A 25,180-nucleotide genomic window follows, 5' to 3' on the forward strand; every position below is an offset into this window, starting at 1 on the left:
CCGGCGGTGAGTTCGACCAGACCGCTGACCTGCTGTACAGTCTTCCTCGCAGCCACTTACGAGGGGCTGCGAGCAAGGACCTGTGGAGCAGTTGGTTAGCTCGCCACCCTGTCAAGGTGGAGGTCGCGGGTTCAAGTCCCGTCAGGTTCGCTTTTCACGAAGGCCCGCATCGCGAGATGCGGGCCTTCGTTGTGTTCCCGTGTATTGACGGCGCGGTGTGCCCGCCGGTACTCCGGAGACAGGGAACCGGGGGACCGCAGCGGAGGTGGTCGCGCATGGCCGCGGCGTCGGCGGCACGACATGACACGCGAGCGCTGCTGCGTGCCCATCTGGCGGCCGCTTCCCGGTACGGACACCTCACCCGCCACTGCGTGGTCTGCCATCGCCTCCAGCGGCTCGTCATGGAGTTCCCGGAGCCCGAGGGTCCGGAGCCGGCGACGGAGGACGAAAGTCCCACCGACCCGTGACCAACGGCGGGTTGGAAGCGATCCCGGGGGTGGCAGGCTGTTGATTGGCAAGGCTTCGCCAGTGTGACGGGTGTCACCGAACGAGTTTCACGAACCCCTTCACTTACACCCCTCCTACACCGGCCCGATTTAATATGTGCAATTGCACCACCTCCCGCAGAGTGGCGCCGGGCACAAAAAAGATCGCGCCAGACCCGGCGGAGTCCAGCGCGATCGTTGACGAAGGCCTGTTGGGGCAGGATTCCGTCGGCAGTACTAGGGGTGGGCGACCGGATTGGGGGATCCGGACAGGCCCGGTGTTACAGGGTGCTGCGGGGTGTTGAGCGAGCCTCAGGCCTCGCTGCGCTGCTGCGGAATACCCGCGAGCAGTGCGCGAACTTCAGCCTCGCGGTAACGGCGGTGCCCACCCAGCGTGCGGATGGACGTGAGCTTGCCTGCCTTCGCCCAACGGGTCACCGTCTTCGGGTCCACACGGAACATCGTGGCAACCTCGGCAGGGGTCAGCAGCGGCTCGGCATCAGGGGTGCGAGCGGTCATGAGCGGCCTCCTCGGGAGAACCGAACCAATCTCGGTTCTTTCCTCTAAATTCTGCACCTTGACCCGCCTTGCCCGAAATGGCAGAAGCGGGCCGAGTCGGTTATAGGACGAACGGCTTGTCCTCGGCACTACAACTACACCATCCGTCCAGCCACGTCGGCCAAACCGATGGAATTGCCCTCGCAGGTGTTCATCAGCGGCGGAAGTCGATGGACCATGCCATAACGGACAGTCACGCGCCCGTGACGATCAGTCACAGGACGATCAGGAGTCCTCAGACCCCCCATAGAGTGCAATGCTGAGCGTTCCGCCCAAACTTGGACGGAAGGAACCCTCCCCGGACTCCTTGTCCTATTTTGGCACGAGGGTGGGTGATGGGCGCAAGGGTGCGTTAAGTGCTGTCCGTCACGCTTGAGCCAAAGGCCCGGATCAGGACCAACGTCCTCGTCCTCGGCGTGCCGAAAGACCCCGGAGCGCGGAGCGCACCGAGAAGCGCCCGGAGCCGTCGGGTCCGGATGCCTGAAGATCATTTACCCCAGCCGGACATGTCTTGTCGATGGCGACCTGACGAAGATGCCCGACTGATGTCAGTTCGCGCCCCGCAGGTCCCTGACGACCCGCCAGCGCTCCGCGAGCCGCCCGTACACCTCACTGGCCCGCTCGCCGTCCCCCGCCCGCAGCGCCGCGATCCCCTCCGCCATCTCCGCCGCCGACCGCTCCGCCGCCAGCCACTCCTCCGCGAGCGCATGCACCAGGCCCCCGAAGTCCAGCTCCACGAGCGCCCGCGGATGGAACTCCTCCAGCCAGCGCCCCACGTCGACCAGACCCTCCGTCATCGGGCCCTCCTCGATCGACTCCCGCAGGGCCCGCAGCGCCCGCGCGAGCCGCCGCCGCGCCTGCGCCATCGTCGTCCGGTAGCGCAGCACCGGAGCGGCCTCGGGGCCGCCCGGCTCGTACCGCCGGTCCTCGTCCCCGAAGAGCGCGAACCAGCGCAGCGGCACCTGCCAGACCGCCGTACGGATCCACGGCCGCGCGTCGGGGTTCCGCTCCAGCCACCGCTCGTAGTCGCCCGCCACCTGGGCCCGGACCACCGGCGGCAGCATCGCGTCGAGCACCGGCTCCGGGTACCCGTCGGCCATCAGCTCCTCGACGGCCAGCCAGCTCCGCAGCCGGGTCCGCCACGGACAGATCACCACCACCCCGTCCAGATGTGCGACGAACGCCTCCGCGCTCTCCTGGACCGGCACCGGCACCGGGGGCGTCGGCAGCAGGTCGGCGAGCGAGCGCCGCAGCTCCTCCTGCGCGCCGGGTGTACGCGGCCGGCGGGCGTACCGGGCCCAGTGGCTCCGCTCCGGCTCGGGGAACGCGGCCAGCGGCTCGTACACCCGCAGATAGGACGCGTAGGGGACGAGGACCGAGGAGGCGACCGTCATGCCGCGAATCCTTCCACGGAGGTACTCCGGGAGGGGGTGATCCCGAAGGACAGGGGGTGATCCTGAGCACTGCGGCCGATCTACGCACAGGTAGGACTTACTCTCTTGCCGAACTGGTCCTCCCCCACCCACAGGGAGGGCCGCAACCGCCGCCTCGTACTTGGGAGTCACCACCGTGACCGATGTGACCGGCGTTCCTGTCGTTCCCGCAGACGTGCTGCACACCCTGTTCCACTCGGAGCAGGGTGGCCACGAGCAAGTCGTGCTCTGCCAGGACCGTGCCACCGGCCTCAAGGCCGTCATCGCCATCCACTCCACCGCCCTGGGCCCGGCCCTCGGCGGGACCCGCTTCTACCCGTACGCCACCGAGGCCGAGGCGATCGCCGACGCGCTCAACCTCTCGCGCGGCATGTCGTACAAGAACGCCATGGCCGGCCTCGACCACGGCGGCGGCAAGGCCGTCATCATCGGGGACCCGGAGAAGATCAAGACGGACGAGCTGCTGCTCGCCTACGGGCGCATGGTGGCCTCTCTCGGCGGCCGCTACGTGACGGCCTGCGACGTCGGCACCTACGTCGCCGACATGGACGTCGTCGCCCGCGAGAACCGGTGGACCACCGGCCGCTCCCCCGAGAACGGCGGCGCCGGCGACTCCTCGGTCCTCACCGCCTTCGGCGTCTTCCAGGGCATGCGCGCCTCCGCGCAGACCCTGTGGGGCGACCCGACGCTGCGCGGCCGCAAGGTCGGCGTCGCGGGCGTCGGCAAGGTCGGCCACTACCTCGTCGAGCACCTCCTGGAGGACGGCGCCGAGGTCGTCATCACCGACGTGCGCGAGGAGTCGGTCCGCCGGATCACCGACAAGCACCCGCAGGTCTCCGTCGTCGCCGACACCGACGCGCTGATCCGCGTCGAGGGCCTGGACGTCTACGCGCCCTGCGCGCTCGGCGGCGCCCTGAACGACGAGACCGTGCCCGTGCTCACCGCGAAGATCGTCTGCGGCGCGGCCAACAACCAGCTCGCGCACCCCGGTGTCGAGAAGGACCTGTCGGACCGCGGGATCCTCTACGCGCCCGACTACGTGATCAACGCCGGTGGCGTGATCCAGGTCGCCGACGAGCTGCACGGCTTCGACTTCGACCGCTGCAAGGCGAAGGCCACGAAGATCTTCGACACCACGCTGGCCATATTCGCACGTGCGAATGCGGACGGAATTCCGCCGGCCGCCGCGGCCGACCGGATCGCCGAGCAGCGGATGGCGGAGGCCCGACGGGGCTGAGCCCCGCCCGTTCGCACGGAGGGTCGCCCCGCCGTCGGAGGCAGGTCGACGAGACTTCGCTCACGCCGCTCGGCGGGTCGACCCTCAAGAAGAGGTTAAAATCGCGATTGACCAGCGAGGAAAGGGCGCCTCGCGGGTTCTGTACCGAGGTATGTGATGCGCACGGCGTACCGTAGAGCCGAGGAAACAGGTACCGTTGAAGCCCTACGGGCCGGTCTCTCTGTCGAGAGCCCGTTCCGAATCATGAACGCGTGTCAAGACTCTGGGGTCATCGAGCCCCGTCACCGAGGGGGTCGAGCCATGGGGCGCGGCCGGGCAAAGGCCAAGCAGACCAAGGTCGCCCGCCAGCTGAAGTACAGCAGCGGCGGGACTGACCTGTCGCGTCTGGCCAATGAGCTGGGCGCTTCGACTTCGAACCAGCCGCCGAATGGCGAGCCGTTCGAGGACGACGACGAGGAAGACGACCCGTACGCGCAGTACGCGTCTCTTTACGACGACGAGGACGAGGACGAGGACGACGAGTCCGGTTCGTCGTCCCCACGTCGCGCTTGACCTTCTGAATCACCGAAACCCGGTCCGGTACACCCGGCCGGGTTTCCGTGCTGTCCTGCTCCGTGCGGATGTACGGACGGACATACGGGCATACGGGAGCGGCCCGGCAGCACCCCTGAGGGGTTGCCGCCGGGCCGCTCCCGTTTGTCTTTACTTGGCGTAGTCCCCGACCAGCTCCGCGCCGGTCGTGTGCGCGCCGCGCTCGGTGATCTCGCCCGCGACCCAGGCCTCGACCCCGCGGTCCGCGAGGGTCGTCAGGGCCACGTCCACGGAGTCGGCCGGCACGACGGCCATCATGCCGACGCCCATGTTCAGGGTCTTCTCCAGCTCCAGGCGCTCCACCTGACCGGCCTTGCCGACCAGGTCGAAGATCGCGCCGGGGGTCCAGGTGGAGCGGTCGACCGTGGCGTGCAGGCCGTCCGGGATCACCCGGGCCAGGTTGGCGGCGAGACCGCCGCCCGTGATGTGGCTGTACGCGTGGACGTCCGTGGTCCGGGTGAGGGCCAGGCAGTCCAGCGAGTAGATCTTGGTGGGCTCCAGGAGCTCCTCGCCGAGGGTCCGGCCGAGCTCCTCGACCCGCTGGTCCAGGGTCATGCCGGCGCGGTCGAAGACCACGTGCCGGACGAGCGAGTACCCGTTGGAGTGAAGACCCGAGGAGGCCATGGCGATGACCGCGTCCCCCGTACGGATGCGATCGGCGCCGAGGAGGCGGTCGTGCTCCACGACACCCGTGCCGGCGCCTGCGACGTCGAAGTCGTCCGGGCCGAGGAGGCCCGGGTGCTCCGCGGTCTCGCCGCCGACGAGGGCGCAGCCGGCGAGGACGCAGCCCTCGGCGATGCCCTTGACGATGGCGGCGACCCGCTCGGGGTGGACCTTGCCGACGCAGATGTAGTCGGTCATGAAGAGCGGCTCGGCGCCGCAGACGACGATGTCGTCCATGACCATCGCGACCAGGTCGTGGCCGATCGTGTCGTACACGCCCATCTGGCGGGCGATGTCGACCTTCGTGCCGACGCCGTCGGTCGCCGAGGCGAGCAGCGGACGCTCGTAGCGCTTGAGGGCGGAGGCGTCGAAGAGACCGGCGAAACCGCCGAGGCCACCAAGGCCCGCGACTTCTGCGCGCTGGGTCTTCTTCACCCACTCCTTCATGAGCTCGACGGCGCGGTCGCCCGCCTCGATGTCGACGCCCGCGCTCGCGTAGCTGGCGCCGCTTCCGGCACTGGTGGACTCAGACATGCTGAAGAACTTTCGTGTCGTACTGCGGGGTGTGCAGCGGGGTCTTACGGGCGGCGCAGGGCGTCGGATGCCGCGGTGGCGGCCGGTCCCGCGGCCAGCTCGGTCTCCAGGAGCTGCTTGCCGAGGAGCTCGGGGTCCGGGAGCTCCATCGGGTACTCGCCGTCGAAGCAGGCACGGCAGAGGTTCGGCTTCTGGATCGTGGTCGCCTCGATCATCCCCTCCAGGGAGATGTACGAGAGCGAGTCCGCACCGAGCGACTTGCCGATCTCGTCGATCGACATGCCGTTGGCGATCAGCTCCGCGCGGGTGGCGAAGTCGATGCCGAAGAAGCAGGGCCACTTCACCGGCGGCGAGGAGATCCGGATGTGGATCTCGGCCGCGCCGGCCTCGCGGAGCATCCGGACGAGAGCGCGCTGGGTGTTGCCGCGGACGATCGAGTCGTCGACGACCACCAGGCGCTTGCCCTTGATGACTTCCTTGAGCGGGTTCAGCTTCAGGCGGATGCCGAGCTGGCGGATGGTCTGGGACGGCTGGATGAAGGTGCGCCCGACGTAGGCGTTCTTCACCAGGCCCGCACCGAAGGGGATGCCCGAGGCCTCGGCGTAGCCGATGGCGGCCGGGGTACCGGACTCCGGAGTCGCTATCACCAGGTCGGCGTCGACCGGCGCCTCCTTCGCGAGGCGACGGCCCATCTCCACGCGGGAGAGGTAGACGTTCCGCCCGGCGATGTCGGTGTCGGGGCGAGCCAGGTACACGTACTCGAAGACACAGCCCTTGGGCTTCGCTTCCGCGAATCGCGAGGTACGGATGCCGTTCTCGTCGATCGCGATCATCTCGCCCGGCTCGACCTCGCGGACGTAGCTGGCGCCGCAGATGTCGAGGGCGGCGGACTCGGAGGCGACCACCCAGCCGCGCTCCAGGCGGCCGAGGACCAGCGGGCGGATGCCCTGCGGGTCACGGGCCGCGTAGAGCGTGTGCTCGTCCATGAAGACGAGGGAGAAGGCGCCCCGGACATCGGGAAGGACCTTGGCGGCGCCCTCCTCGATGGTGAGCGGCTCGCCCTCGTCGTCGACCTGGGCGGCGAGGAGCGCCGTCAGGAGGTCGGTGTCGTTGGTGGCCGCGACACGAGTGGAGCGGCCTTCCTTCTTGGGCAGGTCCGCGACCATCTCGGCGAGCTGCGCCGTGTTCACCAGGTTGCCGTTGTGGCCGAGCGCGATCGAGCCGTGGGCGGTTGCCCTGAACGTCGGCTGCGCGTTCTCCCACACGGAGGCCCCGGTGGTCGAGTAGCGGGCGTGACCGACCGCGATATGACCTTGGAGGGAACCGAGAGAGGTCTCGTCGAAGACCTGGGACACGAGGCCCATGTCCTTGAAGACGAGGATCTGGGAGCCGTTGCTGACCGCGATTCCCGCGGATTCCTGGCCCCGATGCTGGAGGGCGTAGAGCCCGAAGTACGTGAGCTTTGCGACCTCTTCACCCGGAGCCCAGACACCGAAGACGCCACAAGCGTCCTGGGGGCCTTTCTCTCCGGGGAGCAAGTCGTGATTGAGTCGACCGTCACCACGTGGCACGTTTCCGAGTGTAGACGGGCTCGACCACTGGTCCGAATTGAAGAAAAGTGGGCCCTGCGCCACTCGTGCGATCGCACGAAATGATCATCTCCGACTTGGAGAGGCCTACGAGGCAGGCGCCGGAAGGGATTCCGCCCCCGGGGCCCCGATGAGCAGACGCTCGTACCAGGCAGCGAAGGCCCCGGCGATGTGACGGAGTGCACCTTCTTTCGAGTTCATTCGGGGCCGCTACCCCACTGCCGTGGCCGTGAGGCCCTCGCCCGTGGGGTCGGTGAGGGTCAGGGTGCGGTGGTCGAGGCGGTAGGTGAGCGGGCCGTCGAGGAGCTCGTACAGCTTCGTCTCCAGCTCCATCTCCGCGCTCGCGCACATCATGCGGGTCGTCGCCGCCGGGCCCTCGACGGTGAGGGTGGTGCCGTCGACGCGGGCGGTGGCGGCGAAGTTGTTGCAGCCCAGGTTGCCGGTGACCCGGCCGTCCTCGCCGAGCGTGAAGCGGGCCTTGCTCCCGCTGCCGGCGGGCAGCGAGGCGGCCGTGTCACCGGAGACGAGCGAGTCGATCTTCCAGGTGGTGCCGCGCAGCGGGGCGCCCGGCTCCGATGCCAGTTCGAGGTCGTTCCGACCGTCGGCCGACACCAGGGTGAACCGTCCATCCTTGATCGTTCCCGTGAGGGGGCCCGAGAAGGCCCTGAGCAGCTCCTTCTCGAAGCGCCCCCGGTCCCCGGAACAGCCGATCGCGGTGATCTCCTGCGGGGTGATGGTGACGATGTCGCCGTTCACCTCGGCGGTGGCGCCGAAGTGGTTGCAGCCGGTGTTGCCCCGGGCGCGGCCGTCCTCCGTGAACGCGATGCGTGCGTCGGCGGGGGCCGTGGACCTGCGCCCGTCGACCGTCACGGCCTTGATCGACCAGTGCGTCCCGCCGACGGGCAGGCCGGCGCCGACGGTCCCGGCCGGCGCGGCGCCGGGACCCTGCTCGGTGCCGCAGGCGGTGGCGGTGGCGGTGAGGAGGAGGAGCGGGACCAGGGCGGCGAGGGCGCGTGGCTTCGACATGGAAATGGGACGGGCCGGCCCGCGCGTCGGTTCCCTAGGAGAGGACGGGCAGGACGTCGCTCAGGTCCGCGCGTTCGCCGCTCGCGCTCACGCGGGCGGCCTCCTTCTCCGTCGCCCACTCCGCGCGCCCGGTCGCGAGCCTGATCCAGGTCAGCGGGTCCGTCTCGACGACGTTGGGCGGGGTGCCCCGGGTGTGCCGGGGGCCCTCCACGCACTGCACGACCGCGTACGGCGGGATCCGCACCTCGACGGCGCCGCCGGGGGCCTTCGCCGCGAGGGCGTCGGCGAGCAGCCGGACGCAGGCGGCGAGGGCCTGCCGGTCGTACGGGATGCCGGCGCCGGTCGCCGCGTTCAGGTCGTCGGTGTGGACGACGAGTTCGACGGTCCGGGTCACGAGGAAGTCGGCGAGGGTCATGGCGCCCAGGCGGGTCTGGACGAGCCGCTCGTCGGCGGCGCCCGCGGCCCGCTCCTCGTACCGCGCGGCCGTCCGCCCGTACAGGCCCGGCAGGTCGGCCGTGTCGATCGCCCGGGTGTCCTCGTCGATGCGGGCCGAGGCCGTGGCGGTGGCGAGGGGCCAGTCGAGGAGGGTGAGCTCCCGCTTCGCCGGCTCGGGCTCGTCGAGGTTCCGCGCGACCGCTCCCAGGGCCATCGTCACGTGGGCCGCCAGCTCCCGTACGGTCCACTCCCCCAGCCGGGTCGGCCTGGCGAGCTGCTCGGGCGTGAGCGCCGCGACCCCGTCCCGTACGTTCCCGAACTGGGCGAGCACGGCGGCCCGGATCTTGGCGGAGTCGTAGCTGCGGGTGCGCTTCTTGGCCGGTGGCATGGGGGCGAGGGTAGCCGGAGACTGAGAGGGAGGGAGGGCTTCCCGCACACACCTCAACGCGCACGAGAGGGGTCGAGCAGCCATGGCTGAGCACCCTGACATCGCTCTGGTCCGCCGGGGCTTCGAGGCCTGGACCCGAGGGGACATGGAGACCGTCGGCACCCTGATGACGGCGGACTGTACGCACCACTCGCCCGGCAGCAGCCAGATATCCGGGCACTTCAAGGGCCGCGACAACATCCTCGCCATGTACGGAAAGATGTTCGAGCTCACCGGCGGCAAGATGCAGGTGGAGATGGACAGCATCAGCATGGACGGCCGCGGGCACGTGGTGGCGTCGAACAAGTTCTTCGCCGAGCGCGGTGACCGGGGCATCGAGATGAAGGGCGCGCTGATCTTCACGATCATGGGCGGCAAGATCACCGACATCGACGAGTGCGTCGAGGACATCGAGCAGTCCGACGCCTTCTGGGGTCAGGCGGAGGGCTGAGACTCCGCGACGGGCGCTGCCGCTGCCGCTGCCGCCGCGAAAGTCGCGCCGTTCGCCGGTACGCCGATCCCGGTCCAGGTGAACGGGACGCCCAGGGCCGTGTCCAGGTCCGGGCCGTCCATCAGCTGGAAGTGCACGTGGGGCTCGGTGGAGTTGCCGGAGTTGCCGCACCGGGCGAGTTCCTGGCCGGCGACGACCCGGTCGCCCGCCCGCACGGCCAGTGAGCCGCGCCGCAGGTGCGCGTACATCGCGTACGTACCGTCGCCGAGGTCGAGGACGAGGTGGTTGCCGGTCACGCGGCGGGCGCCGGCGAGCGCGCGGACGGAGGACTCGATCAGGATCAGGTAGAGCAGCGCGGGCAGCGAGTTGCGGCTGAGGTGGTCGCGCTGGCCGTCCTCGGCGTGGACGACGGTCGCGTCGGCGACGGCGAGGAGGGGCGCGTCGAAGGCGGGGAAGTCCCGGTTCCCGCGGACCAGGGGCCAGAGCCAGGCGAAGGAGGGGCGCGGACGCTTCTCGTCCTCCTCCACGATGTCGATGGCGTACGTCTGGCCGAAGCGGTGCGTGCCGTGGCTCGGCGTCCGGTCGGCCGGGCTGTTGAGGGCCGACCAGAGGCCGGTGACCGGCGGGCCCACCTCGACGGCCTCCCGGGGCTCCGCCGCGACCCGGCGGCGGGCGGTCGCGGAGATCGCGAGACCGAGTGCGACGGCGGCGATCGCCGGCAGCCAGCCCGCCCAGTACGGATAGGGCGGCTCGACGGCCACCGAGGCGAGCGCCTGCACGATGAACAGCAGCCAGAGCGCGCGGTGCAGCACGGTCACGGACTTGTGCGAAAGCATGGATGTTCCCCCTGAGGTCCCTGGGTTCCCCTGTGTCGGTCTCGGTCTCGGTCTCTACGGGCGGGCGGCGGTGAGCATCACCAGGAGCGGGACGACCCGCGCCCCGGGCACCTCGTAGCGCCCCCGGCCCGTCGTGTGGAGCCAGCCGGCGCCGGTGAGCTGCTTCAGGTGGTGGTAGATCTGGCCGGTCGTGCCGATCTCCGCCAATTCCGCCAGCTCGGCGGCGGTACGGCGGCCGCCGAGGATCTCCCGCAGCAGCCGGAGCCGTACGGGATGGCCGAGCGCGGCGAAGGAGTCGGCGGTCTCGGCCCACTCCTCGTCGAGCAGCCGCTCGGTGAGCGCGCCGAACTGCCACTCGTACCGCTCCTCGGTCGGCAGCCGGACCGAACCCGTGAACAGCACACCGCCGTCGGCGCCCTGCTCGCCGGCCGCGGCGAGCTCCGCCTTGAACCCCTCCAGGGCCCAGAGCACGCTCTCCGTGGACTCGCCGCGGTCGGGTACGGGGCGCTCGGCGCCCTCCAGGGCGGCCATGCGCCGTTCGAGTGCGGCGACCCGCTCTTCCAGCTCCATGGCTCGGAGATTACGTAATTACGTAATCTCATGCAAGCGGGAAACGAGAAAACCCCCGCCCGGACCCGAAGGTCCCGGCGGGGGCTTGCTCGGAAAGCGTCGGATCAGGCCAGCAGGGCCGGGATCGTCGCCTCGTGGGCCGTGCGCAGCTCCTCCAGGGAGAGCGCGAACTCGCCCTGGACGTCCACGACTGCGTTTCCATCAGACTCAGTACCGTCGACGACACCGATCCGGGCCGCCGGCAGACCCCGCGCACCGCACATGTCGGTGAAGCGGAGCTCCTCGCTGCGCGGGACGGCGACGACCGCACGGCCCGCCGACTCGCTGAAGAGGAAGGTGAAGGCGTCCAGGCCCTCCGGGACGACCAGGCGCGCGCCGTTCCCGCCGCGCAGGCAGGACTCGACGACCGCCTGCACGAGACCGCCGTCGGACAGGTCGTGCGCCGCGTCGATCATGCCGTCGCGGGAGGCCGAGATCAGGATCTCGCCGAGCAGCTTCTCCCGGTCGAGGTCCACGGCCGGCGGCAGGCCGCCGAGGTGCTGGTGGATCACCTCGGACCAGGCCGAGCCGCCGAACTCCTCACGCGTGTCGCCGAGCAGGTAGAGGAGCTGGCCCTCTTCCGCGAAGGCGATCGGCGTACGGCGGTTGACGTCGTCGATCACACCGAGCACGGCCACGACCGGCGTCGGGTGGATCGCGGTCTCGCCCGTCTGGTTGTAGAGCGAGACGTTGCCACCGGTGACCGGGGTGCCGAGCTGGAGGCAGCCGTCCGCGAGACCACGGGTGGCCTCGGCGAACTGCCACATGACAGCCGGGTCCTCGGGCGAACCGAAGTTCAGGCAGTCCGAGATGGCGAGCGGCTTGGCACCGGACGCGGCGACGTTGCGGTACGCCTCCGCCAGCGCGAGCTGCGCACCCGTGTACGGGTCGAGCTTCGCGTACCGGCCGTTGCCGTCGGTCGCCATGGCCACGCCGAGGTTGGTCTCCTCGTCGATGCGGACCATGCCCGCGTCCTCGGGCTGCGCCAGGACCGTGTTGCCCTGTACGAACCGGTCGTACTGGTCCGTGATCCAGGACTTCGAGGCCTGGTTCGGGGAGGAGACGAGCTTCAGGACCTGCTCCTTCAGCGCGGCGCCGTCCTGCGGCCGGGGCAGCTTGCCGGCGTCGTCGGCCTGGAGCGCGTCCTGCCACTCCGGGCGGGCGTACGGCCGGTGGTAGGTCGGGCCCTCGTGGGCGACGGAGCGCGGCGGCACGTCGACGATCTGCTCGCCGTGCCAGAAGATCTCCAGGCGCTCGCCGTCCGTCACCTCACCGATGACGACCGCGATGACGTCCCACTTCTCGCAGATCTCCAGGAAGCGGTCGACGTGCTGCGGCTCGACGATCGCGCACATGCGCTCCTGCGACTCGCTCATGAGGATTTCCTCGGGCGAGAGCGTGGCGTCGCGCAGGTGGACCTTCTCGAGGTCGACGTGCATGCCGCCGGAGCCCGCGGAGGCCAGCTCGGACGTGGCGCAGGAGAGCCCGGCGCCGCCGAGGTCCTGGATGCCCGCGACGAGCTTCTCCTTGAAGATCTCCAGGGTGCACTCGATGAGGAGCTTCTCCTGGAAGGGGTCGCCGACCTGCACGGCGGGGCGCTTGGTGGGCTTGGTGTCGTCGAAGGTCTCGGACGCGAGGACCGAGACGCCGCCGATGCCGTCGCCGCCCGTGCGGGCGCCGTAGAGGATGACCTTGTTGCCCGGGCCTGAGGCCTTGGCGAGGTGGATGTCCTCGTGCTTCATCACGCCGATGCAGCCGGCGTTGACCAGCGGGTTGCCCTGGTAGCACTCGTCGAAGACGACCTCGCCGCCGATGTTCGGCAGGCCCAGGCAGTTGCCGTAGCCGCCGATGCCGGCGACGACACCGGGCAGCACGCGCTTGGTGTCGGGGTGGTCGGCCGCGCCGAAGCGCAGCGGGTCGACGACCGCGATCGGGCGGGCACCCATGGCGAGGATGTCGCGGACGATGCCGCCGATGCCGGTGGCCGCGCCCTGGTAGGGCTCGATGTACGAGGGGTGGTTGTGCGACTCGACCTTGAAGGTGACCGCGTACCCCTGGCCCACGTCGACGACGCCGGCGTTCTCGCCGATGCCGACGAGCATGGCGTCGTTCTCCGGGACCTTCTCGCCGAACTGCTTCAGGTGGACCTTGCTGCTCTTGTAGGAGCAGTGCTCGGACCACATGACGGAGTACATGGCGAGCTCGGCGCCGGTGGGACGGCGGCCCAGGATCTCGCGGATGCGCGCGTACTCGTCCTCCTTGAGGCCGAGCTCCTTCCAGGGCTGCTCGCTGTCCGGCGTCTCGCTCGCGTGCTTGACGGTGTCGAGGCTCATCAGGCGTTGACCAGCTTCTTGAGGATCGAGGTGAAGAAACCGAGGCCGTCCGTCTTGCCGGTGCCGATCAGCGGCTCGACGGCGTGCTCCGGGTGCGGCATGAGGCCGACCACGTTGCCCGCGGCGTTGGTGATGCCCGCGATGTCGCGCAGCGAGCCGTTGGGGTTCATGTCCAGGTAGCGGAAGGCCACCCGCCCCTCGGCCTCGAGCTCGTCGAGCACGCGCTCGTCGGCGACGTACCGGCCGTCCATGTTCTTGAGCGGGACCTCGATCTCCTGGCCCCGCTCGTAGTCGGACGTCCAGGCGGTCTCCGCGTTCTCCACCCGCAGCTTCTGGTCGCGGCAGATGAAGTGGAGGTGGTTGTTGCGCAGCATCGCGCCCGGCAGCAGATGGGCCTCGGTGAGGATCTGGAAGCCGTTGCAGATGCCGAGGACGGGCATGCCCGCCTTGGCCTGCTCGATGATGCTCTCCATCACCGGCGAGAAGCGGGAGATGGCTCCGGCCCGCAGGTAGTCGCCGTAGGAGAAACCGCCGGCCAGAACCACGGCGTCGACCTGCTTGAGGTCCTTGTCGCGGTGCCAGAGCGAAACGGGCTCGGCGCCCGCGAGGCGGGCCGCGCGCAGCGCGTCCTGGTCGTCGAGCGTTCCGGGGAACGTGACGACGCCGATGCGTGCGGTCACGACTCGACCTTCACGACGAAGTCTTCGATCACGGTGTTGGCAAGGAAGGTTTCGGCCATCTCATGGATGCGGGCGAGGGCGGCGTCGTCGACCGGCCCCTCCACCTCCAGCTCGAAGCGCTTCCCCTGACGGACGTCGGCGATTCCGGCGAATCCCAGGCGAGGCAGTGCACGCTGCACCGCCTGCCCCTGAGGGTCCAGAATCTCCGGCTTGAGCATGACGTCGACTACGACGCGTGCCACTGGCACTCCCGGTGGTGTGTTGCGTGGGCGGTTCCCTCAGCGTACCTGCCTCCAAATTCTACGCGGGTAGAGATCTGAAGGATCCTCCAAAGAGATCCACCAAAGACTCGTGAACGGACCACGAACGGACCGCGAACACCACCTACCGCCCACACGCACACTCACGCCCAAATTTCCAGCGAAATATTGCGTCCCCCAATCCGCCGGGACACGCTGAAACAATTGCCGGGGCTTCACAATGCGACGTCCACCGCTGTACAAAGGAATGCAGAGGAAAACAGCATTGTCCCGGCACAGCCGAACGGTCGGCATCGTCGCACGTCAGAGACGTCACAAGCGTCGTTCAGACCCCGGCGGCCGCAGGAAAGGACCGATATCCGTGGCTCAGCGTGTGGTGGTCACTCTCTCCGATGACATCGACGGCGGAGAAGCTGCTGAGACGGTCGCGTTCGGCCTCGACGGGAAGACGTACGAGATCGACCTGAATGCTGCCAATGCAAAGAAACTCCGCAAGACCCTCGCCCCCTACCTCGCCGCCGGCCGCAAGCAGCCGGCCGGAGCGAAGGCCGGGACGAGGGAGCGGGCGGGCGTCGAGACCTACACCCGGACCGCGCTCGCGCCCGACCCGGCGGCGGTCCGCGCCTGGGCGCAGTCCAACAAGATGGACGTGCCCGCCAGGGGCCGCATCCCGAAGAAGGTCTACGAGGCGTTCCACGCCGCGAGCTGACGCGAGCCGGGAGCGGATTTGCATTCCACCCCCCATGATCCGCTAGAGTCTGGAACACGCCGAGGGGCGAGGCCGCAGGGCCGAACCTCACGCAGCGTGCGGGTGTAGTTCAGTAGTAGAACATCCCCCTTCCAGGGGGAAGGCGCAGTGTGCAATTCCTGTCACCCGCTCTGCATCGCATTACCAAGCACTCCGGTGCATCAGGTAGAGTGGTGCTCGCGCCGCCCAGTGAAAGCTGGTCGGAGGCATGCGGACGTGGCTCAGTTGGTAGAGCATCACCTTGCCAAGGTGAGGGTCGCGAGTTCGAATCTCGTCGTCCGCTCAGGAAGTCGAAGGCCCCGGTTCTCAGGAACCGGGGCCTTCGTCGTGTCCCCGTCCCGCGCACCGGTCCCCATGACATTTGTCAGAAGCCCGCGATGACAGCGCGCACTGCCGGACGGCCCCGGCCGCCGCGAGGCTGGTCACATGACCAACGCGATCGAAGCGGAAGGCCTGCGCCGCGCCTACTCCGGCGGCTTCGAGGCCGTGCGCGGCATCTCCTTCACCGTCCCCCACGGCGAGATCTTCGCCCTGCTCGGCACCAACGGCGCCGGCAAGACCTCCACCGTCGAACTCCTGGAGGGCCTCGCCGCCCCCAGCGCCGGAACCGCCCGCGTCCTCGGCCACGACCCGTACCGCGAACGGGCCGCCGTCCGGCCGCGGATCGGGGTGATGCTCCAGGAGGGCGGCTTCCCCAGCGATCTCACCGTGGCCGAAACCGTACGGATGTGGGCGGGCTGCACCACCGGCGCCCGGCCCGCCGGCGAGGCGCTGGAGGCCGTCGGACTCGGCTCCCGCGACAGGGTCCGGATCAAGCAGCTCTCCGGCGGCGAGCGGCGGCGCCTCGACCTCGCCCTCGCGCTCCTCGGCCGCCCCGAGGTCCTCTTCCTCGACGAGCCGACCACCGGACTCGACGCGGAAGGGCGGCACGACACCTGGGAACTGGTGCGGGCGCTGCGCGACGAGGGGACGACCGTGCTCCTCACCACGCACTACCTGGAGGAGGCCGAGTCCCTGGCCGACCGGCTCGCGATCATGCACCGGGGGCGGATCGTGCTCTCCGGCACCCCGGCCGAGGTCACCGCCGCCCGGCCCGCCCGGATCCGCTTCGCCCTCCCCGAGGGAGTCGCGCCCGCCCGGCTGCCGCTCGCGCTGAAGGCCGCCGCTCACGGCCCGCGCGTGGAGATCCGTACGCACGCGTTGCAGGACGACCTCGCCACGCTCCTCGGCTGGGCCCGGGAGAACGGCGTACGCCTCGACGGGCTCGACGCGCGGTCCGCCTCCCTCGAAGAGGCGTTCCTGGAGATCGCCTCCCGCGCCGACGACGCCCTGGACCTGGACATGGACCGGAACGTGGACCTGGAGACCGCCCGATGAACGCGACCGCACGCCGGATGACCTCGCTCGGACGGGCCGAGCTGACCCTCCTCGGGCGGAACAAGAACAATCTCTTCATCGCCCTCCTGATGCCGCTGATGATGATCTTCGTGCTGCGGTCCTCGCTCGGGCAGATGAGTACGGACGAGCTGCCCGGCGGCATGGCGGGAACCACCGTCATCGGCGGGACGGGGCTTGTCCTCGTCCTCGTCGTCTACATGGGCCTCGTCTCCGCGCTCGTGGCCCGGCGCGAGGAGCTCGTCCTCAAGCGGCTGCGCACGGGCGAGGCGACCGACCTGGAGATCCTCGGCGGCGCCGCGCTCCCGTCCGCCGCCATCGCGCTCGTCCAGTGCGCCGTCCTCGCCGTCGGCGGCGTCCTCGTCCTCGACGTCCCCGCGCCCCGGCGGCCGGACCTGCTCGTGCTCGGCCTGCTCGCCGCGATCCTGATGCTCGCCGGACTGGCCGCCGCGACCACCGCCATCACGCGGAACGTCGAGAGCGCGGGCCTCACCACCCTGCCGTTCTTCCTGATCTCGGCCATGGGCTCGGGGCTGATGGTCCCGCTCGACGTCCTTCCGGACCCGGCCGCGAACATCGCCCGACTGCTGCCGTTCAGCGGAGTCATGGAGTTCGTCCGGGCCGGGTGGCTCGGCGTCGGCGACACCAAGGACCTCATGACCGCCGCGCTCACCACACTGGCCTGGGGCGTCCTCACCGTGTTTGCTGTCCGCAGGTGGTTCCGCTGGGAACCCCGCAGGTGAATCAGGGGCGGAAGGGGGGCCGGGCGCGTGTCCAGGCTGACGGGGTGGTGGAGCGGGCGCGGCAGTGCGGCCAAGGTCGAGCTGTACACCCGGTGGAGCTTCCACTTCTTCCTGGTGATCGAGATCGCCGCCATCGGCCTGGTACCGGTCGCGGACTCCCGGTACAACCCGCTCGTCACCCCCCTCGGGCTCGCCCTGACACTGCTGGTCTGCGCGCACGCCGTGCTGAACGCCGTGCTCTCCTCACGCGCCCTGGACTGGGCCCTGGACCGGCGTGACCGGCCGGTCGGGCTCGCGACCGCGATGATCCTCCTGACCGCGAGCGGTTCGCTGACGGTGCTCGCGCTGCGGGCCACGGGCGTGCTGGACGACCCCTCGGTCGTCGCCGCCGTCGTCACCGGCCTGGTCACCTTCGCCATGGGCGGCCTCGTGCTCTGCGCGCGCCGGCCCCGGCGCATGCTGTACGTCGTCCCGGCCGCCGGGCTCGCGACCGGCACCGCGGTCGTGGCGATGGGCGCCCACCCGGGCGAAGGCCTCGGCTACGTGATCGGGATCACCCTGGGCGGTGGCGGCCTCGCCGCCGCCTGCGGATTCTCCGCCTGGCTGATGAAGATCGTCTGGGAGCTGGAGCGCTCCCGGGACGTGCAGGCCCGGCTCGCCGTCGCCGAGGAGCGGCTGCGGTTCGGGCGGGACCTGCACGACATCCTCGGCCGGAACCTGTCCGTGATCGCCCTCAAGAGCGAGCTCGCCGTGCAGCTCGCGCGGCGGGAACGGCCGGAGGCCGTCGACCAGATGATCGAGGTGCAGCGCATCGCCCGGGAGTCCCAGCGGGAAGTGCGGGACGTCGTACGCGGCTACCGCGAGGCGGACCTGCGCGTGGAGCTGGAGGGCGCGCGGGGTGTCCTCGACGCGGCCGGGATCGACTGTGACGTCCGGTCCCCCTTCCGCTCCTCCGCCGGTTCCTCCGGGCTCGTGCTGCCCGGTGACGTGCAGTCGGCGCTCGGGTGGGTGGTCCGGGAGGCCACGACGAACGTACTGAGACACGGGGACGCGCGGCGCTGCGCGATCGCCGTCCGCGAGAAGGAGGGTGCGGTGCTGCTGACGGTGGAGAACGACGGGGTGGGGAGCCCTTCCGGGCCCGGCGGCGCGCCCGGTTCGGGGCTCGCCGGGCTCCGGGAGCGGCTCGCTGCCGTCGGCGGGACCCTGGAGGCCGGGCCCGGCGACGGCGGTACGTTCCGGGTGACGGCCCGGGTGCCCGTGCCCCGTACGGAGGTGACCGGGTGACCCCGCCCGTACGTCTCCTGCTCGCCGACGACGAGCATCTGATCCGCGGCGCGCTCGCCGCGCTGCTCGGCCTGGAGGACGACCTCGTCGTCGTCGCCGAGGCCGCGACCGGGCCCGAGGCACTCGCCATGGCCCGCGCCCACCGGCCCGACGTCGCCGTGCTCGACCTGCAGATGCCGGGCGCGGACGGTGTGACGGTCGCCACGGTCCTGCGGGACGAACTGCCCGGCTGCCGCACCATGATCGTGACCGGTCACGGCCGTCCGGGACACCTCAAGCGGGCCCTCTCCGCCGGCGTCCGGGGCTTCGTCCCGAAGACCGTCAGCGCCCAGCGGCTCGCCGAGATCATCCGTACCGTGCACGCCGGAAACCGTTACGTGGACCCCGAGTTGGCGTCCGACGCGATCGCCGCCGGGGACTCCCCGCTGACCGCCCGGGAGGCCGAGGTCCTCGAATTCTCCGCCGACGGAGCCCCCGTCGCGGAGATCGCCCGGCGCGCCTCCCTCTCCCCCGGAACCGTCCGGAACTACCTCTCCTCGGCCGCCGCGAAGCTCGGTGCCGAGAACCGTCACACGGCCGTGCGTCTCGCGCAGGCGAAAGGATGGGTATAGTTAGCCCCGCGCTACGGCGCATGCGGACGTGGCTCAGTTGGTAGAGCATCACCTTGCCAAGGTGAGGGTCGCGAGTTCGAATCTCGTCGTCCGCTCCATGAAGAAGCCCCCCGGTCGATCCGACCGGGGGGCTTTCTCGTGCCTAGAAGCTGTCGGACCAGGTCTTGCCGGTCAGCAGCTCGTACGCCTCCAGGTACTTGGCGCGCGTCGCGTCGACGATCTCCTGCGGGAGCGGCGGCGGCGGCGTCTCGCTCTTGCGGTCCCAGCCCGAGGCCGGGGACGTCAGCCAGTTCCGCACGAACTGCTTGTCGTACGAGGGCTGGGTGCGGCCCGGCTGCCACTGGTCGGCCGGCCAGAAGCGCGAGGAGTCCGGGGTCAGGACCTCGTCGGCGAGGACGAGCCGGTCGCCGTCCGGGGTGCTCTCGAAGCCGAACTCGAACTTGGTGTCGGCCAGGATGAGTCCGCGCTCGCGGGCGATGTCCCGGGCTCGGGAGTACACGGCGAGGGTCGTCCGGCGCAGCTCCGCCGCTGTCTCGGCGCCGACCTGGCGGGCGACCTCCTCGTACGAGACGTTCTCGTCGTGGTCGCCGACCGCGGCCTTGGTGGCCGGGGTGAAGATCGGGGCGGGCAGCTCGGAGCCGTCGCTGAGGCCCTCGGGGAGCGCGACGCCGCAGACCGTGCGGGACTCGTTGTACTCGACGAGGCCGGAGCCGGTGAGGTAGCCGCGGGCGACGCACTCGACCGGGACCATGTTCAGCGACTTGCAGACCGTGGTGCGGCCCGCCCAGTCGGCGGGGGCGCCGGCCGGCAGCTCGGTGGAGAGGACGTGGTGCGGGACCAGGTCGGAGAGCTGGTCGAACCACCACAGGGAGAGCTGGGTGAGGACCCGGCCCTTGTCGGGGATCTCGCTGGGCAGGACCCAGTCGTACGCGGACATGCGGTCGCTCGCCACCATGACGAGGTCGCCTGCCTCGTTCCGGTACAGGTCGCGGACCTTGCCCGTGTGGAGATGGGTGAGGCCCGGGACCTGCACAGGCTCGGGCTTTTCTACGAATCCGGACACGGTTCCTCCGCGTAGGTTGATCCAGGAGCGAGTCCGATTCTCTCGCACATCCGGGCGGCCCCGGCCGCCAGGCCCTGTGACTCCCCGCTCAGTCCCTCTTGCAGATCCGGTCGAGGAGGTTCGCGGTGGCGCGCTGGACCCGGGCGTCGACATGGCCCGGACGGTCGAGCGCCGGAGACCAGGCGAAGGTGCCGGAGGCGAAGACCCAGGCACCGGAGGGCGCCTTGTAGAGCGAGGTCTCCTGGTGGCGGACCGCTCCGTCGCCGTCCCGGTAGGGAGAGTGGGCCAGCAGGATGCGGCCCTGGTGCTCGGGGAGCGCGGTGCGCGGGAAGTAGCGGTCGGCCTCGCCCGCGACCAGGCCGGGGAGCTCGTCGCCGTCGCCGGCGCCGGTGGCCTCCCAGAGCCAGTGCTCGGCGTTCCGTACGATCAGCGGGTGCGGTTCGGGCACCCGGCCCGCGTACTGGATGCCGAGGAGCCGCTGCTCGGGCCGGTCGACCTCGCGCCAGAGGGCGGGGCGGCCCGGGCCGCGCCGCTTGCGGCAGGTGAGGAGGCGGTCCGGCACCCCCGACGGGGACGGGCCCAGCTCCACCTGCCAGTACATGGTGTTGGCGGAGAGGAAGACGAGGGACGTGCCCTGGTCGCGGGCCAGTTCGGCGGTCCGCCGCATCGGCGCCGACCAGTACTCGTCGTGGCCCGGGAAGACCAGGCCCCGGTAGCGGCTGGGGTCGACCCGGCCCGCGTGCAGGTCACGGGTCTCCGCGTAGGCGAGGTCGTAGCCGTACCGCTCGGCCCAGCGGATGAAGTCGTAGGCGTGGCCGACGTGGAGGGGCAGGCCCGCGCCCGCGTACGGGCGGTCGAAGGAGACGGTGACGGCCGCGTCCTCCTCGCCGAGCAGCCGGCCCTCCTCGTCCCAGGCGTGGTAGAGGCTGGCGCCGGTGCGACCGTCCTCCGGATAGAGGTTGTACGCCTGCCAGGTCACGTCCGGGAGGACGAGGAGAAGGTCCGCCGGGTGACTGTCGCGGACCGTGAAGGGGATGTGGGAGCGGTAGCCGTCGGCGGTGGTGAGGACGGCGACGTACGCGCCGATCGACCAGTACGACGGGACCTGGAGCCGCCAGGACTGCCACCAGTGGTGACAGGAGACCGTGCGGTCGGCGGTGAGCGGGGCCGGCTGGACGATCCCCGAGAGCCGCGGGCTCGTGGTGATCTTCGCGGCGCCGTCGCCGCCGTAGTGGCCGATCCGGTAGACGTCGACCAGGAACTGCTGCGGCGGGTCCACGGTGATGTGGAAGTCGATCGACTCGCCCGGCGCCACGGCCCCGGTCGAGGCGAAGCCCTTGATCTGCCGCCGGACGTCGTCGGCCGTGCGCGGGCCGCCGCTGCGGCCGCGGGCCAGGATCTCGTCCGCGTACCAGGGGACCATCTGGCCCGTGTCGTCGAAGTAGTTCTCCGAACCGCGGAGCCAGGGCAGCGGGCCCTGTCCGAAGGGATCGCTCACGGCGTGCGCCAGCGCGCCGGACTCCCACCGTCTGATCTGCTCGGCCCCCATGCTGCGCCCCTCCCTCGACTCCCCCGGTCGGCTGGTCAGTGCCTCTGGTTCTTGCCTTTGTCAGTGACGGTCTCCAGCACATCACATAACGCACGCACTCCGTCACCGTTCGTCGTGAATTGACGAGAGTGGAAGCCGGGCCTCCGGGACGGGGTGGTTCCGGGGGCGCATCCGGGGGGCGCGTCCGGAGGCGGTTCTCGGGGCCGTTCAGACCAGGCGCACGGGCTTCTCCGGGCGGACTCCGGTGCGGGCGAGCCAGGCGCGCAGGGGCTCCGGGTCGCCGTCCTCGACGAGCGCGAGGACCCGGGGGCCGAGGTCCGCCGCGCGCTCGCCGCCGACGAGGAGGGCGGGGCCGTCGAGCCAGTCGAGGCCGGGGGTGGCCTCCGCGGTGTCGACGGCGGCGCAGCAGACCATCGCGGTCACGTGGTCGGCGAGCAGGTCGCGGCCGGAACGGGGCGGCTGGAGCGGGAAGAGCGGCAGGGGCCCGTCCGGGCCGCTGACGACCGCGTGCGGGGTGCCGGCGTTCGGGGCGGTCGCCGCCGCCTTCGCCGCCTCGGCGGCGGTGGCGGTCGCCCGGGCCTCGCGAGCGGCGTCCTCCCGCGCGAGGAGCGCGCTGAGCGCGGCGGCGAGGGCGTCGGCGGCGGGGTTGGCGTGCGGCTCGTCGTCGAGGTCGGGGAGGTCGGGAAGGTCGGGAAGGTCGGAGACCTCGTGGAGGTCGTCCGGGGCTGCGGGGTCGTGGCCGGGTTCGGGGTCGTGCCCGGGTTCGGGGTCCGCGACCTGCGGTGTGGTCGGGGGTGCGGTCGATGGCGTGGGGGGCTGCGGGGCGGACAGGTGGGCCATCACACGCGTCAGGGTCGGGCCGTCGGAGGCGGCCGGGGACCCGGCGGCCGCGGCGGCGACGCCCAGCCGGTCGAGGACCTCGTGGAGCCGGGCCGCGTCCGTACGCCACTTCCGGTCGACGACCTCTTCCGGGTACTGGCTCCACTCCACCGGCGACCAGTCGGGGCCGGGCTCGGCCGGGCCGCCGTGGAAGAGGCGGGCGGCGAGCAGCGAGGTCGCCTCGTCGACCGCGCCCGGCTCCTCCAGGAGGTCGCAGGCCGGCCGCTCGCCGAGCCGGGAGGAGAAACCGTCCGCGAGCCGGTCGCGGCGGGAGAGCTCCGTCAGGGCGGAGACCACGCCCGCGTCGAGCTTGGCGGGCCAGCGGCCCATGCGCCAGGCGGGCAGCGCGACCCGGGTCAGGAGCCGGTCCCAGCCCGCGTAGGCCAGGCCCACCTGCTCCTGGGCGACGATCCGTACGCCGTAGTCCACGCTCTGCGCGCGCTCCGAACCGGCGGAGGCGACACCGCGCTCCATCTCGGCGGCGTGCCCTCGGCAGGCGCGCAGCAGGACGCGGGCGACCTGCCCGACACCGTGGGCACCGAGCCTGCGGAAGGGATCGAGCCCGGGGGTCTCGGGGACGGCGACGGCGGCGTCGAGGCCGCGGACGAAGCGGCGGGCGGCGGCTATGTCGGGGTGGGCGGCCGGGCCCGTACCGGCGACGACCGGGGCGAGGACCGCGCGGAGCTCGGCGACCCGCATCCACCAGAGGAAGGGCGAGCCTATGACGAGGACGGGGGCCGCTCCGCCGTCGGACGTGTGGTGAGCGCTGCTTCCGTGCTTGCGGTGGGCCCGGTGGGTGCGGTCCTCCAGCCAGCTGTCGCAGTCCGGCGTCAGGGCTATCGCGGAGGGCGCGGGGACGTCGAGCCGGTCGGCCAGGTCCCGCACGAGCCGGTACAGATCGGGGGCCCCGGCCTCGGAGAGCTCCACGGTGGGCGTGGCGGCCGGCCGGGCGCGGGCGACGACGAGGGCGACGGCCGTGGCGGCGAGGGCGACGAGGACCGCGAGGACGGTCACCACCCAGCGGGCGGTGTCCCAGCCGGTCCCGGTGAAGTGGCCGGTGACCCCGCCCGCGTACAGGACGACGGCCACCGCGGCGGGGAGCACGGCGAGGCCGAGGGCCCTGCCTCGGACACGGAGGACGGCGAGGGCCCGGGAGCGCGCGGCGCGCGCACCCCACTCCTCGCCGACAACGGCACCGGTACCGGACACGCCGTCCATCACCCCCTCCTGCCCATGTCGGGACCGCCCATGTCGGGACTGCCTGTGGCGGTGTTGCTCACTCCCCCACTGTGGCACCCGCCCCTGACATCGCAATGCCGGTGGGCCAAGTGCCGGAACGCCTCCGCCGCACCCTAGTTGGGGCGGTGGCGGGCGTCATCCGGATGGCCGAGCCGTCACTCGATGGAATGGCTTTGGGCAAAGGTGATGGCGCTCGTGCGGCCGTACGGTTCACCGCACGGCCGCACGAAATAACGGCGTGTCGCCGCGGGGGATCAGGCCTCGGCGGCCTTCCGCGCGATGTCCGTACGGTGCTGCGAGCCGTCGAGCCGGATACGGCCGACCGCCGCGTACGCGCGCTCGCGGGCCTGCGCCAGGTCCGTTCCGGTGGCGGTGACCGAGAGGACCCGGCCGCCCGCGCTGACGATCGCGTCGCCGTCCCGCTTCGTCCCCGCGTGGAGGACGTACGCGTGCGGGGCGTCCTGCTCCGCGATCGCGTCCAGGCCCTCGATGGGGTCGCCGGTGCGCGGGGTCTCCGGGTAGTTGTGGGAGGCGACGACCACGGTGACGGCGGCGTCGTCGCTCCAGCTCAGCGGCGCCTGGTCGTCCAGGGTGCCGTTGGCGGAGTGCAGCAGGACGCCCGCGAGCGGGGTCTTCAGCCGGGCCAGGACGACCTGGGTCTCGGGGTCGCCGAAGCGCGCGTTGAACTCGATGACCCGGACGCCGCGGCTGGTGATCGCCAGGCCCGCGTACAGCAGACCGGAGAACGGCGTGCCGCGGCGGCGCAGTTCGTCGACCGTGGGCTGGAGGACGCTCTCCATGACCTCGTCGACGAGCTTGGGGTCGGCCCAGGGCAGCGGCGAGTAGGCGCCCATGCCGCCGGTGTTCGGGCCCTCGTCGCCGTCGAGCGCGCGCTTGAAGTCCTGCGCGGGCCGGAGCGGGAGGACGGTGACGCCGTCGGTGATCGCGAAGAGGGAGACCTCGGGGCCGTCGAGGTACTCCTCGATGACGACGCGGTCGCAGGCGAGGGCGTGCGCCCGGGCCTTCTCGACGTCCTCGGTGACGACGACGCCCTTGCCTGCGGCGAGGCCGTCGTCCTTGACGACGTACGGAGCGCCGAAGGCGTCGAGCGCCTCGTCGATCTCCTCGGGGGTGGTGCAGACGTAGCTGCGGGCGGTGGGCACGCCGGCGCCGGCCATGACGTCCTTGGCGAAGGCCTTGGAGCCCTCCAGCTGCGCCGCCTCCCGGGACGGGCCGAAGGCCGGGATGCCGACCGCGCGGACGGCGTCGGCGACACCGGCGACCAGCGGGGCCTCCGGGCCGACGACGACCAGTTCGGCGCCGAGCTCGGTGGCGAGGCGCGCGACGGCTTCGCCGTCCAGCTGGTCGACGGGGTGGAGCTCGGCGACCTCCGCGATTCCGGCGTTGCCGGGCGCGCAGTGCAGAGCGGTGACGTCGGGATCGAGGGAGAGAGAGCGGCACAGGGCGTGTTCGCGGGCGCCGCCGCCGATGACGAGGACCTTCACGCCAGCCAGGGTAGCCC

Annotated in this window: 24 protein-coding genes and 4 tRNA genes; 13 read left to right on the forward strand and 15 right to left on the reverse strand. The window is 71.1% G+C overall.

Annotated elements, in window-relative coordinates; genetic code table 11:
• Nucleotides 1–76 precede the first annotated feature (76 nt).
• Nucleotides 77–150: transfer RNA gene (locus OG357_RS18325), tRNA-Asp, on the forward strand.
• Nucleotides 151–275: 125 nt separating this feature from the next.
• Nucleotides 276–467 (forward strand): DUF6274 family protein, encoded by a 192-nt coding sequence (locus OG357_RS18330; RefSeq protein WP_329622179.1) that lies wholly within the window; start codon nucleotides 276–278, stop codon nucleotides 465–467.
• Between the two features lie 330 nt (nucleotides 468–797).
• On the opposite strand, the gene bldC is transcribed toward OG357_RS18330, so the two are convergent.
• A complete protein-coding gene (gene bldC, locus OG357_RS18335; protein WP_003949541.1) occupies nucleotides 798–1,004 on the reverse strand; it encodes a developmental transcriptional regulator BldC in 207 nt (68 codons plus the stop codon).
• A gap of 587 nt (nucleotides 1,005–1,591) precedes the next feature.
• Nucleotides 1,592–2,437 carry a hypothetical protein gene (locus OG357_RS18340; RefSeq protein ID WP_329622180.1) on the reverse strand — a complete coding sequence of 282 codons (846 nt, stop codon included), beginning with the start codon at nucleotides 2,435–2,437 and terminating at the stop codon, nucleotides 1,592–1,594.
• 175 nt (nucleotides 2,438–2,612) lie between these two features.
• Here OG357_RS18340 and OG357_RS18345 point away from each other — a divergent pair, with 175 nt between their 5' ends.
• Nucleotides 2,613–3,713, forward strand: a complete 1,101-nt coding sequence (locus OG357_RS18345; protein ID WP_329622181.1) for a Leu/Phe/Val dehydrogenase — start codon at nucleotides 2,613–2,615, stop codon at nucleotides 3,711–3,713.
• Between the two features lie 300 nt (nucleotides 3,714–4,013).
• The gene (locus OG357_RS18350; RefSeq protein ID WP_329622182.1) at nucleotides 4,014–4,265 is read left to right on the forward strand and encodes a DUF3073 domain-containing protein; all 252 of its coding nucleotides are present in this window, start codon (nucleotides 4,014–4,016) and stop codon (nucleotides 4,263–4,265) included.
• Nucleotides 4,266–4,415: 150 nt separating this feature from the next.
• Here the strand turns inward: OG357_RS18350 and purM are convergent, their stop codons facing one another.
• The 4 genes from purM to OG357_RS18370 all read right to left on the reverse strand — a co-directional run bounded on the left by purM (nucleotide 4,416) and on the right by OG357_RS18370 (nucleotide 8,939).
• Entirely contained in the window at nucleotides 4,416–5,501 is a 1,086-nt protein-coding gene (purM, locus tag OG357_RS18355) for a phosphoribosylformylglycinamidine cyclo-ligase (RefSeq protein ID WP_329622183.1), read from the reverse strand.
• A gap of 44 nt (nucleotides 5,502–5,545) precedes the next feature.
• A complete protein-coding gene (gene purF, locus OG357_RS18360) occupies nucleotides 5,546–7,072 on the reverse strand; it encodes an amidophosphoribosyltransferase (RefSeq protein ID WP_317597479.1) in 1,527 nt (508 codons plus the stop codon).
• 228 nt (nucleotides 7,073–7,300) lie between these two features.
• Entirely contained in the window at nucleotides 7,301–8,116 is an 816-nt protein-coding gene (locus tag OG357_RS18365) for an META domain-containing protein (protein ID WP_329622184.1), read from the reverse strand.
• Between the two features lie 34 nt (nucleotides 8,117–8,150).
• Nucleotides 8,151–8,939, reverse strand: coding sequence for a maleylpyruvate isomerase family mycothiol-dependent enzyme (locus OG357_RS18370; protein ID WP_329622185.1), 789 nt, complete (start codon nucleotides 8,937–8,939; stop codon nucleotides 8,151–8,153).
• Nucleotides 8,940–9,021: 82 nt separating this feature from the next.
• On the opposite strand from OG357_RS18370, the gene OG357_RS18375 reads away from it, so the two are divergent.
• The gene (locus OG357_RS18375; protein WP_329622186.1) at nucleotides 9,022–9,429 is read left to right on the forward strand and encodes a nuclear transport factor 2 family protein; all 408 of its coding nucleotides are present in this window, start codon (nucleotides 9,022–9,024) and stop codon (nucleotides 9,427–9,429) included.
• On the opposite strand, the gene OG357_RS18380 is transcribed toward OG357_RS18375, so the two are convergent.
• From OG357_RS18380 to purS, 5 genes are all read right to left on the reverse strand, one after another.
• Nucleotides 9,414–10,265: a M23 family metallopeptidase gene (locus OG357_RS18380; RefSeq protein WP_329622187.1), complete on the reverse strand. Its 852-nt coding sequence runs from the start codon at nucleotides 10,263–10,265 to the stop codon at nucleotides 9,414–9,416. The two genes, OG357_RS18375 and OG357_RS18380, sit on opposite strands and share 16 nt — an antisense overlap.
• A gap of 54 nt (nucleotides 10,266–10,319) precedes the next feature.
• Nucleotides 10,320–10,835 carry an ArsR/SmtB family transcription factor gene (locus OG357_RS18385; protein WP_329622188.1) on the reverse strand — a complete coding sequence of 172 codons (516 nt, stop codon included), beginning with the start codon at nucleotides 10,833–10,835 and terminating at the stop codon, nucleotides 10,320–10,322.
• A gap of 104 nt (nucleotides 10,836–10,939) precedes the next feature.
• Nucleotides 10,940–13,207 carry a phosphoribosylformylglycinamidine synthase subunit PurL gene (gene purL / locus OG357_RS18390; RefSeq protein WP_329622189.1) on the reverse strand — a complete coding sequence of 756 codons (2,268 nt, stop codon included), beginning with the start codon at nucleotides 13,205–13,207 and terminating at the stop codon, nucleotides 10,940–10,942.
• On the reverse strand, nucleotides 13,207–13,887 hold the full coding sequence (gene purQ / locus OG357_RS18395) for a phosphoribosylformylglycinamidine synthase subunit PurQ (RefSeq protein WP_317597467.1): 681 nt from the start codon (nucleotides 13,885–13,887) through the stop codon (nucleotides 13,207–13,209). The genes purL and purQ overlap by 1 nt, the downstream gene beginning before the upstream one ends.
• The gene (gene purS / locus OG357_RS18400) at nucleotides 13,884–14,129 is read right to left on the reverse strand and encodes a phosphoribosylformylglycinamidine synthase subunit PurS (protein WP_015035032.1); all 246 of its coding nucleotides are present in this window, start codon (nucleotides 14,127–14,129) and stop codon (nucleotides 13,884–13,886) included. Before purS ends, purQ begins: the two co-directional genes overlap by 4 nt.
• A gap of 379 nt (nucleotides 14,130–14,508) precedes the next feature.
• Here purS and OG357_RS18405 point away from each other — a divergent pair, with 379 nt between their 5' ends.
• From OG357_RS18405 to OG357_RS18440, 8 genes are all read left to right on the forward strand, one after another.
• On the forward strand, nucleotides 14,509–14,856 hold the full coding sequence (locus OG357_RS18405; RefSeq protein ID WP_329622190.1) for a histone-like nucleoid-structuring protein Lsr2: 348 nt from the start codon (nucleotides 14,509–14,511) through the stop codon (nucleotides 14,854–14,856).
• Between the two features lie 98 nt (nucleotides 14,857–14,954).
• Nucleotides 14,955–15,026 (forward strand) — tRNA-Gly (locus tag OG357_RS18410).
• 79 nt (nucleotides 15,027–15,105) lie between these two features.
• Nucleotides 15,106–15,178 (forward strand) — tRNA-Gly (locus tag OG357_RS18415).
• Between the two features lie 143 nt (nucleotides 15,179–15,321).
• Nucleotides 15,322–16,272 (forward strand): ABC transporter ATP-binding protein, encoded by a 951-nt coding sequence (locus OG357_RS18420; protein WP_329622191.1) that lies wholly within the window; start codon nucleotides 15,322–15,324, stop codon nucleotides 16,270–16,272.
• Nucleotides 16,269–17,033 (forward strand): ABC transporter permease, encoded by a 765-nt coding sequence (locus OG357_RS18425; RefSeq protein ID WP_329622192.1) that lies wholly within the window; start codon nucleotides 16,269–16,271, stop codon nucleotides 17,031–17,033. Before OG357_RS18420 ends, OG357_RS18425 begins: the two co-directional genes overlap by 4 nt.
• Before the next feature lie 27 nt (nucleotides 17,034–17,060).
• A complete protein-coding gene (locus OG357_RS18430) occupies nucleotides 17,061–18,317 on the forward strand; it encodes a sensor histidine kinase (RefSeq protein ID WP_329622193.1) in 1,257 nt (418 codons plus the stop codon).
• Nucleotides 18,314–18,928 carry a response regulator transcription factor gene (locus tag OG357_RS18435; protein ID WP_329622194.1) on the forward strand — a complete coding sequence of 205 codons (615 nt, stop codon included), beginning with the start codon at nucleotides 18,314–18,316 and terminating at the stop codon, nucleotides 18,926–18,928. The genes OG357_RS18430 and OG357_RS18435 overlap by 4 nt, the downstream gene beginning before the upstream one ends.
• 22 nt (nucleotides 18,929–18,950) lie before the next feature.
• Nucleotides 18,951–19,026: transfer RNA gene (locus OG357_RS18440), tRNA-Gly, on the forward strand.
• A gap of 44 nt (nucleotides 19,027–19,070) precedes the next feature.
• Here the strand turns inward: OG357_RS18440 and OG357_RS18445 are convergent.
• From OG357_RS18445 to purD, 4 genes are all read right to left on the reverse strand, one after another.
• Entirely contained in the window at nucleotides 19,071–19,991 is a 921-nt protein-coding gene (locus OG357_RS18445) for a phosphoribosylaminoimidazolesuccinocarboxamide synthase (protein ID WP_329622195.1), read from the reverse strand.
• A gap of 88 nt (nucleotides 19,992–20,079) precedes the next feature.
• Nucleotides 20,080–21,540: a N,N-dimethylformamidase beta subunit family domain-containing protein gene (locus OG357_RS18450; protein ID WP_329622196.1), complete on the reverse strand. Its 1,461-nt coding sequence runs from the start codon at nucleotides 21,538–21,540 to the stop codon at nucleotides 20,080–20,082.
• A 207-nt stretch (nucleotides 21,541–21,747) separates the two neighbouring features.
• On the reverse strand, nucleotides 21,748–23,637 hold the full coding sequence (locus OG357_RS18455; RefSeq protein WP_329622197.1) for a hypothetical protein: 1,890 nt from the start codon (nucleotides 23,635–23,637) through the stop codon (nucleotides 21,748–21,750).
• 275 nt (nucleotides 23,638–23,912) lie between these two features.
• The gene (purD, locus tag OG357_RS18460) at nucleotides 23,913–25,163 is read right to left on the reverse strand and encodes a phosphoribosylamine--glycine ligase (RefSeq protein WP_329622198.1); all 1,251 of its coding nucleotides are present in this window, start codon (nucleotides 25,161–25,163) and stop codon (nucleotides 23,913–23,915) included.
• Nucleotides 25,164–25,180: the final 17 nt, after the last annotated feature.

The organism is Streptomyces sp. NBC_01255 (assembly GCF_036226445.1).
Classification (GTDB): domain Bacteria; phylum Actinomycetota; class Actinomycetes; order Streptomycetales; family Streptomycetaceae; genus Streptomyces.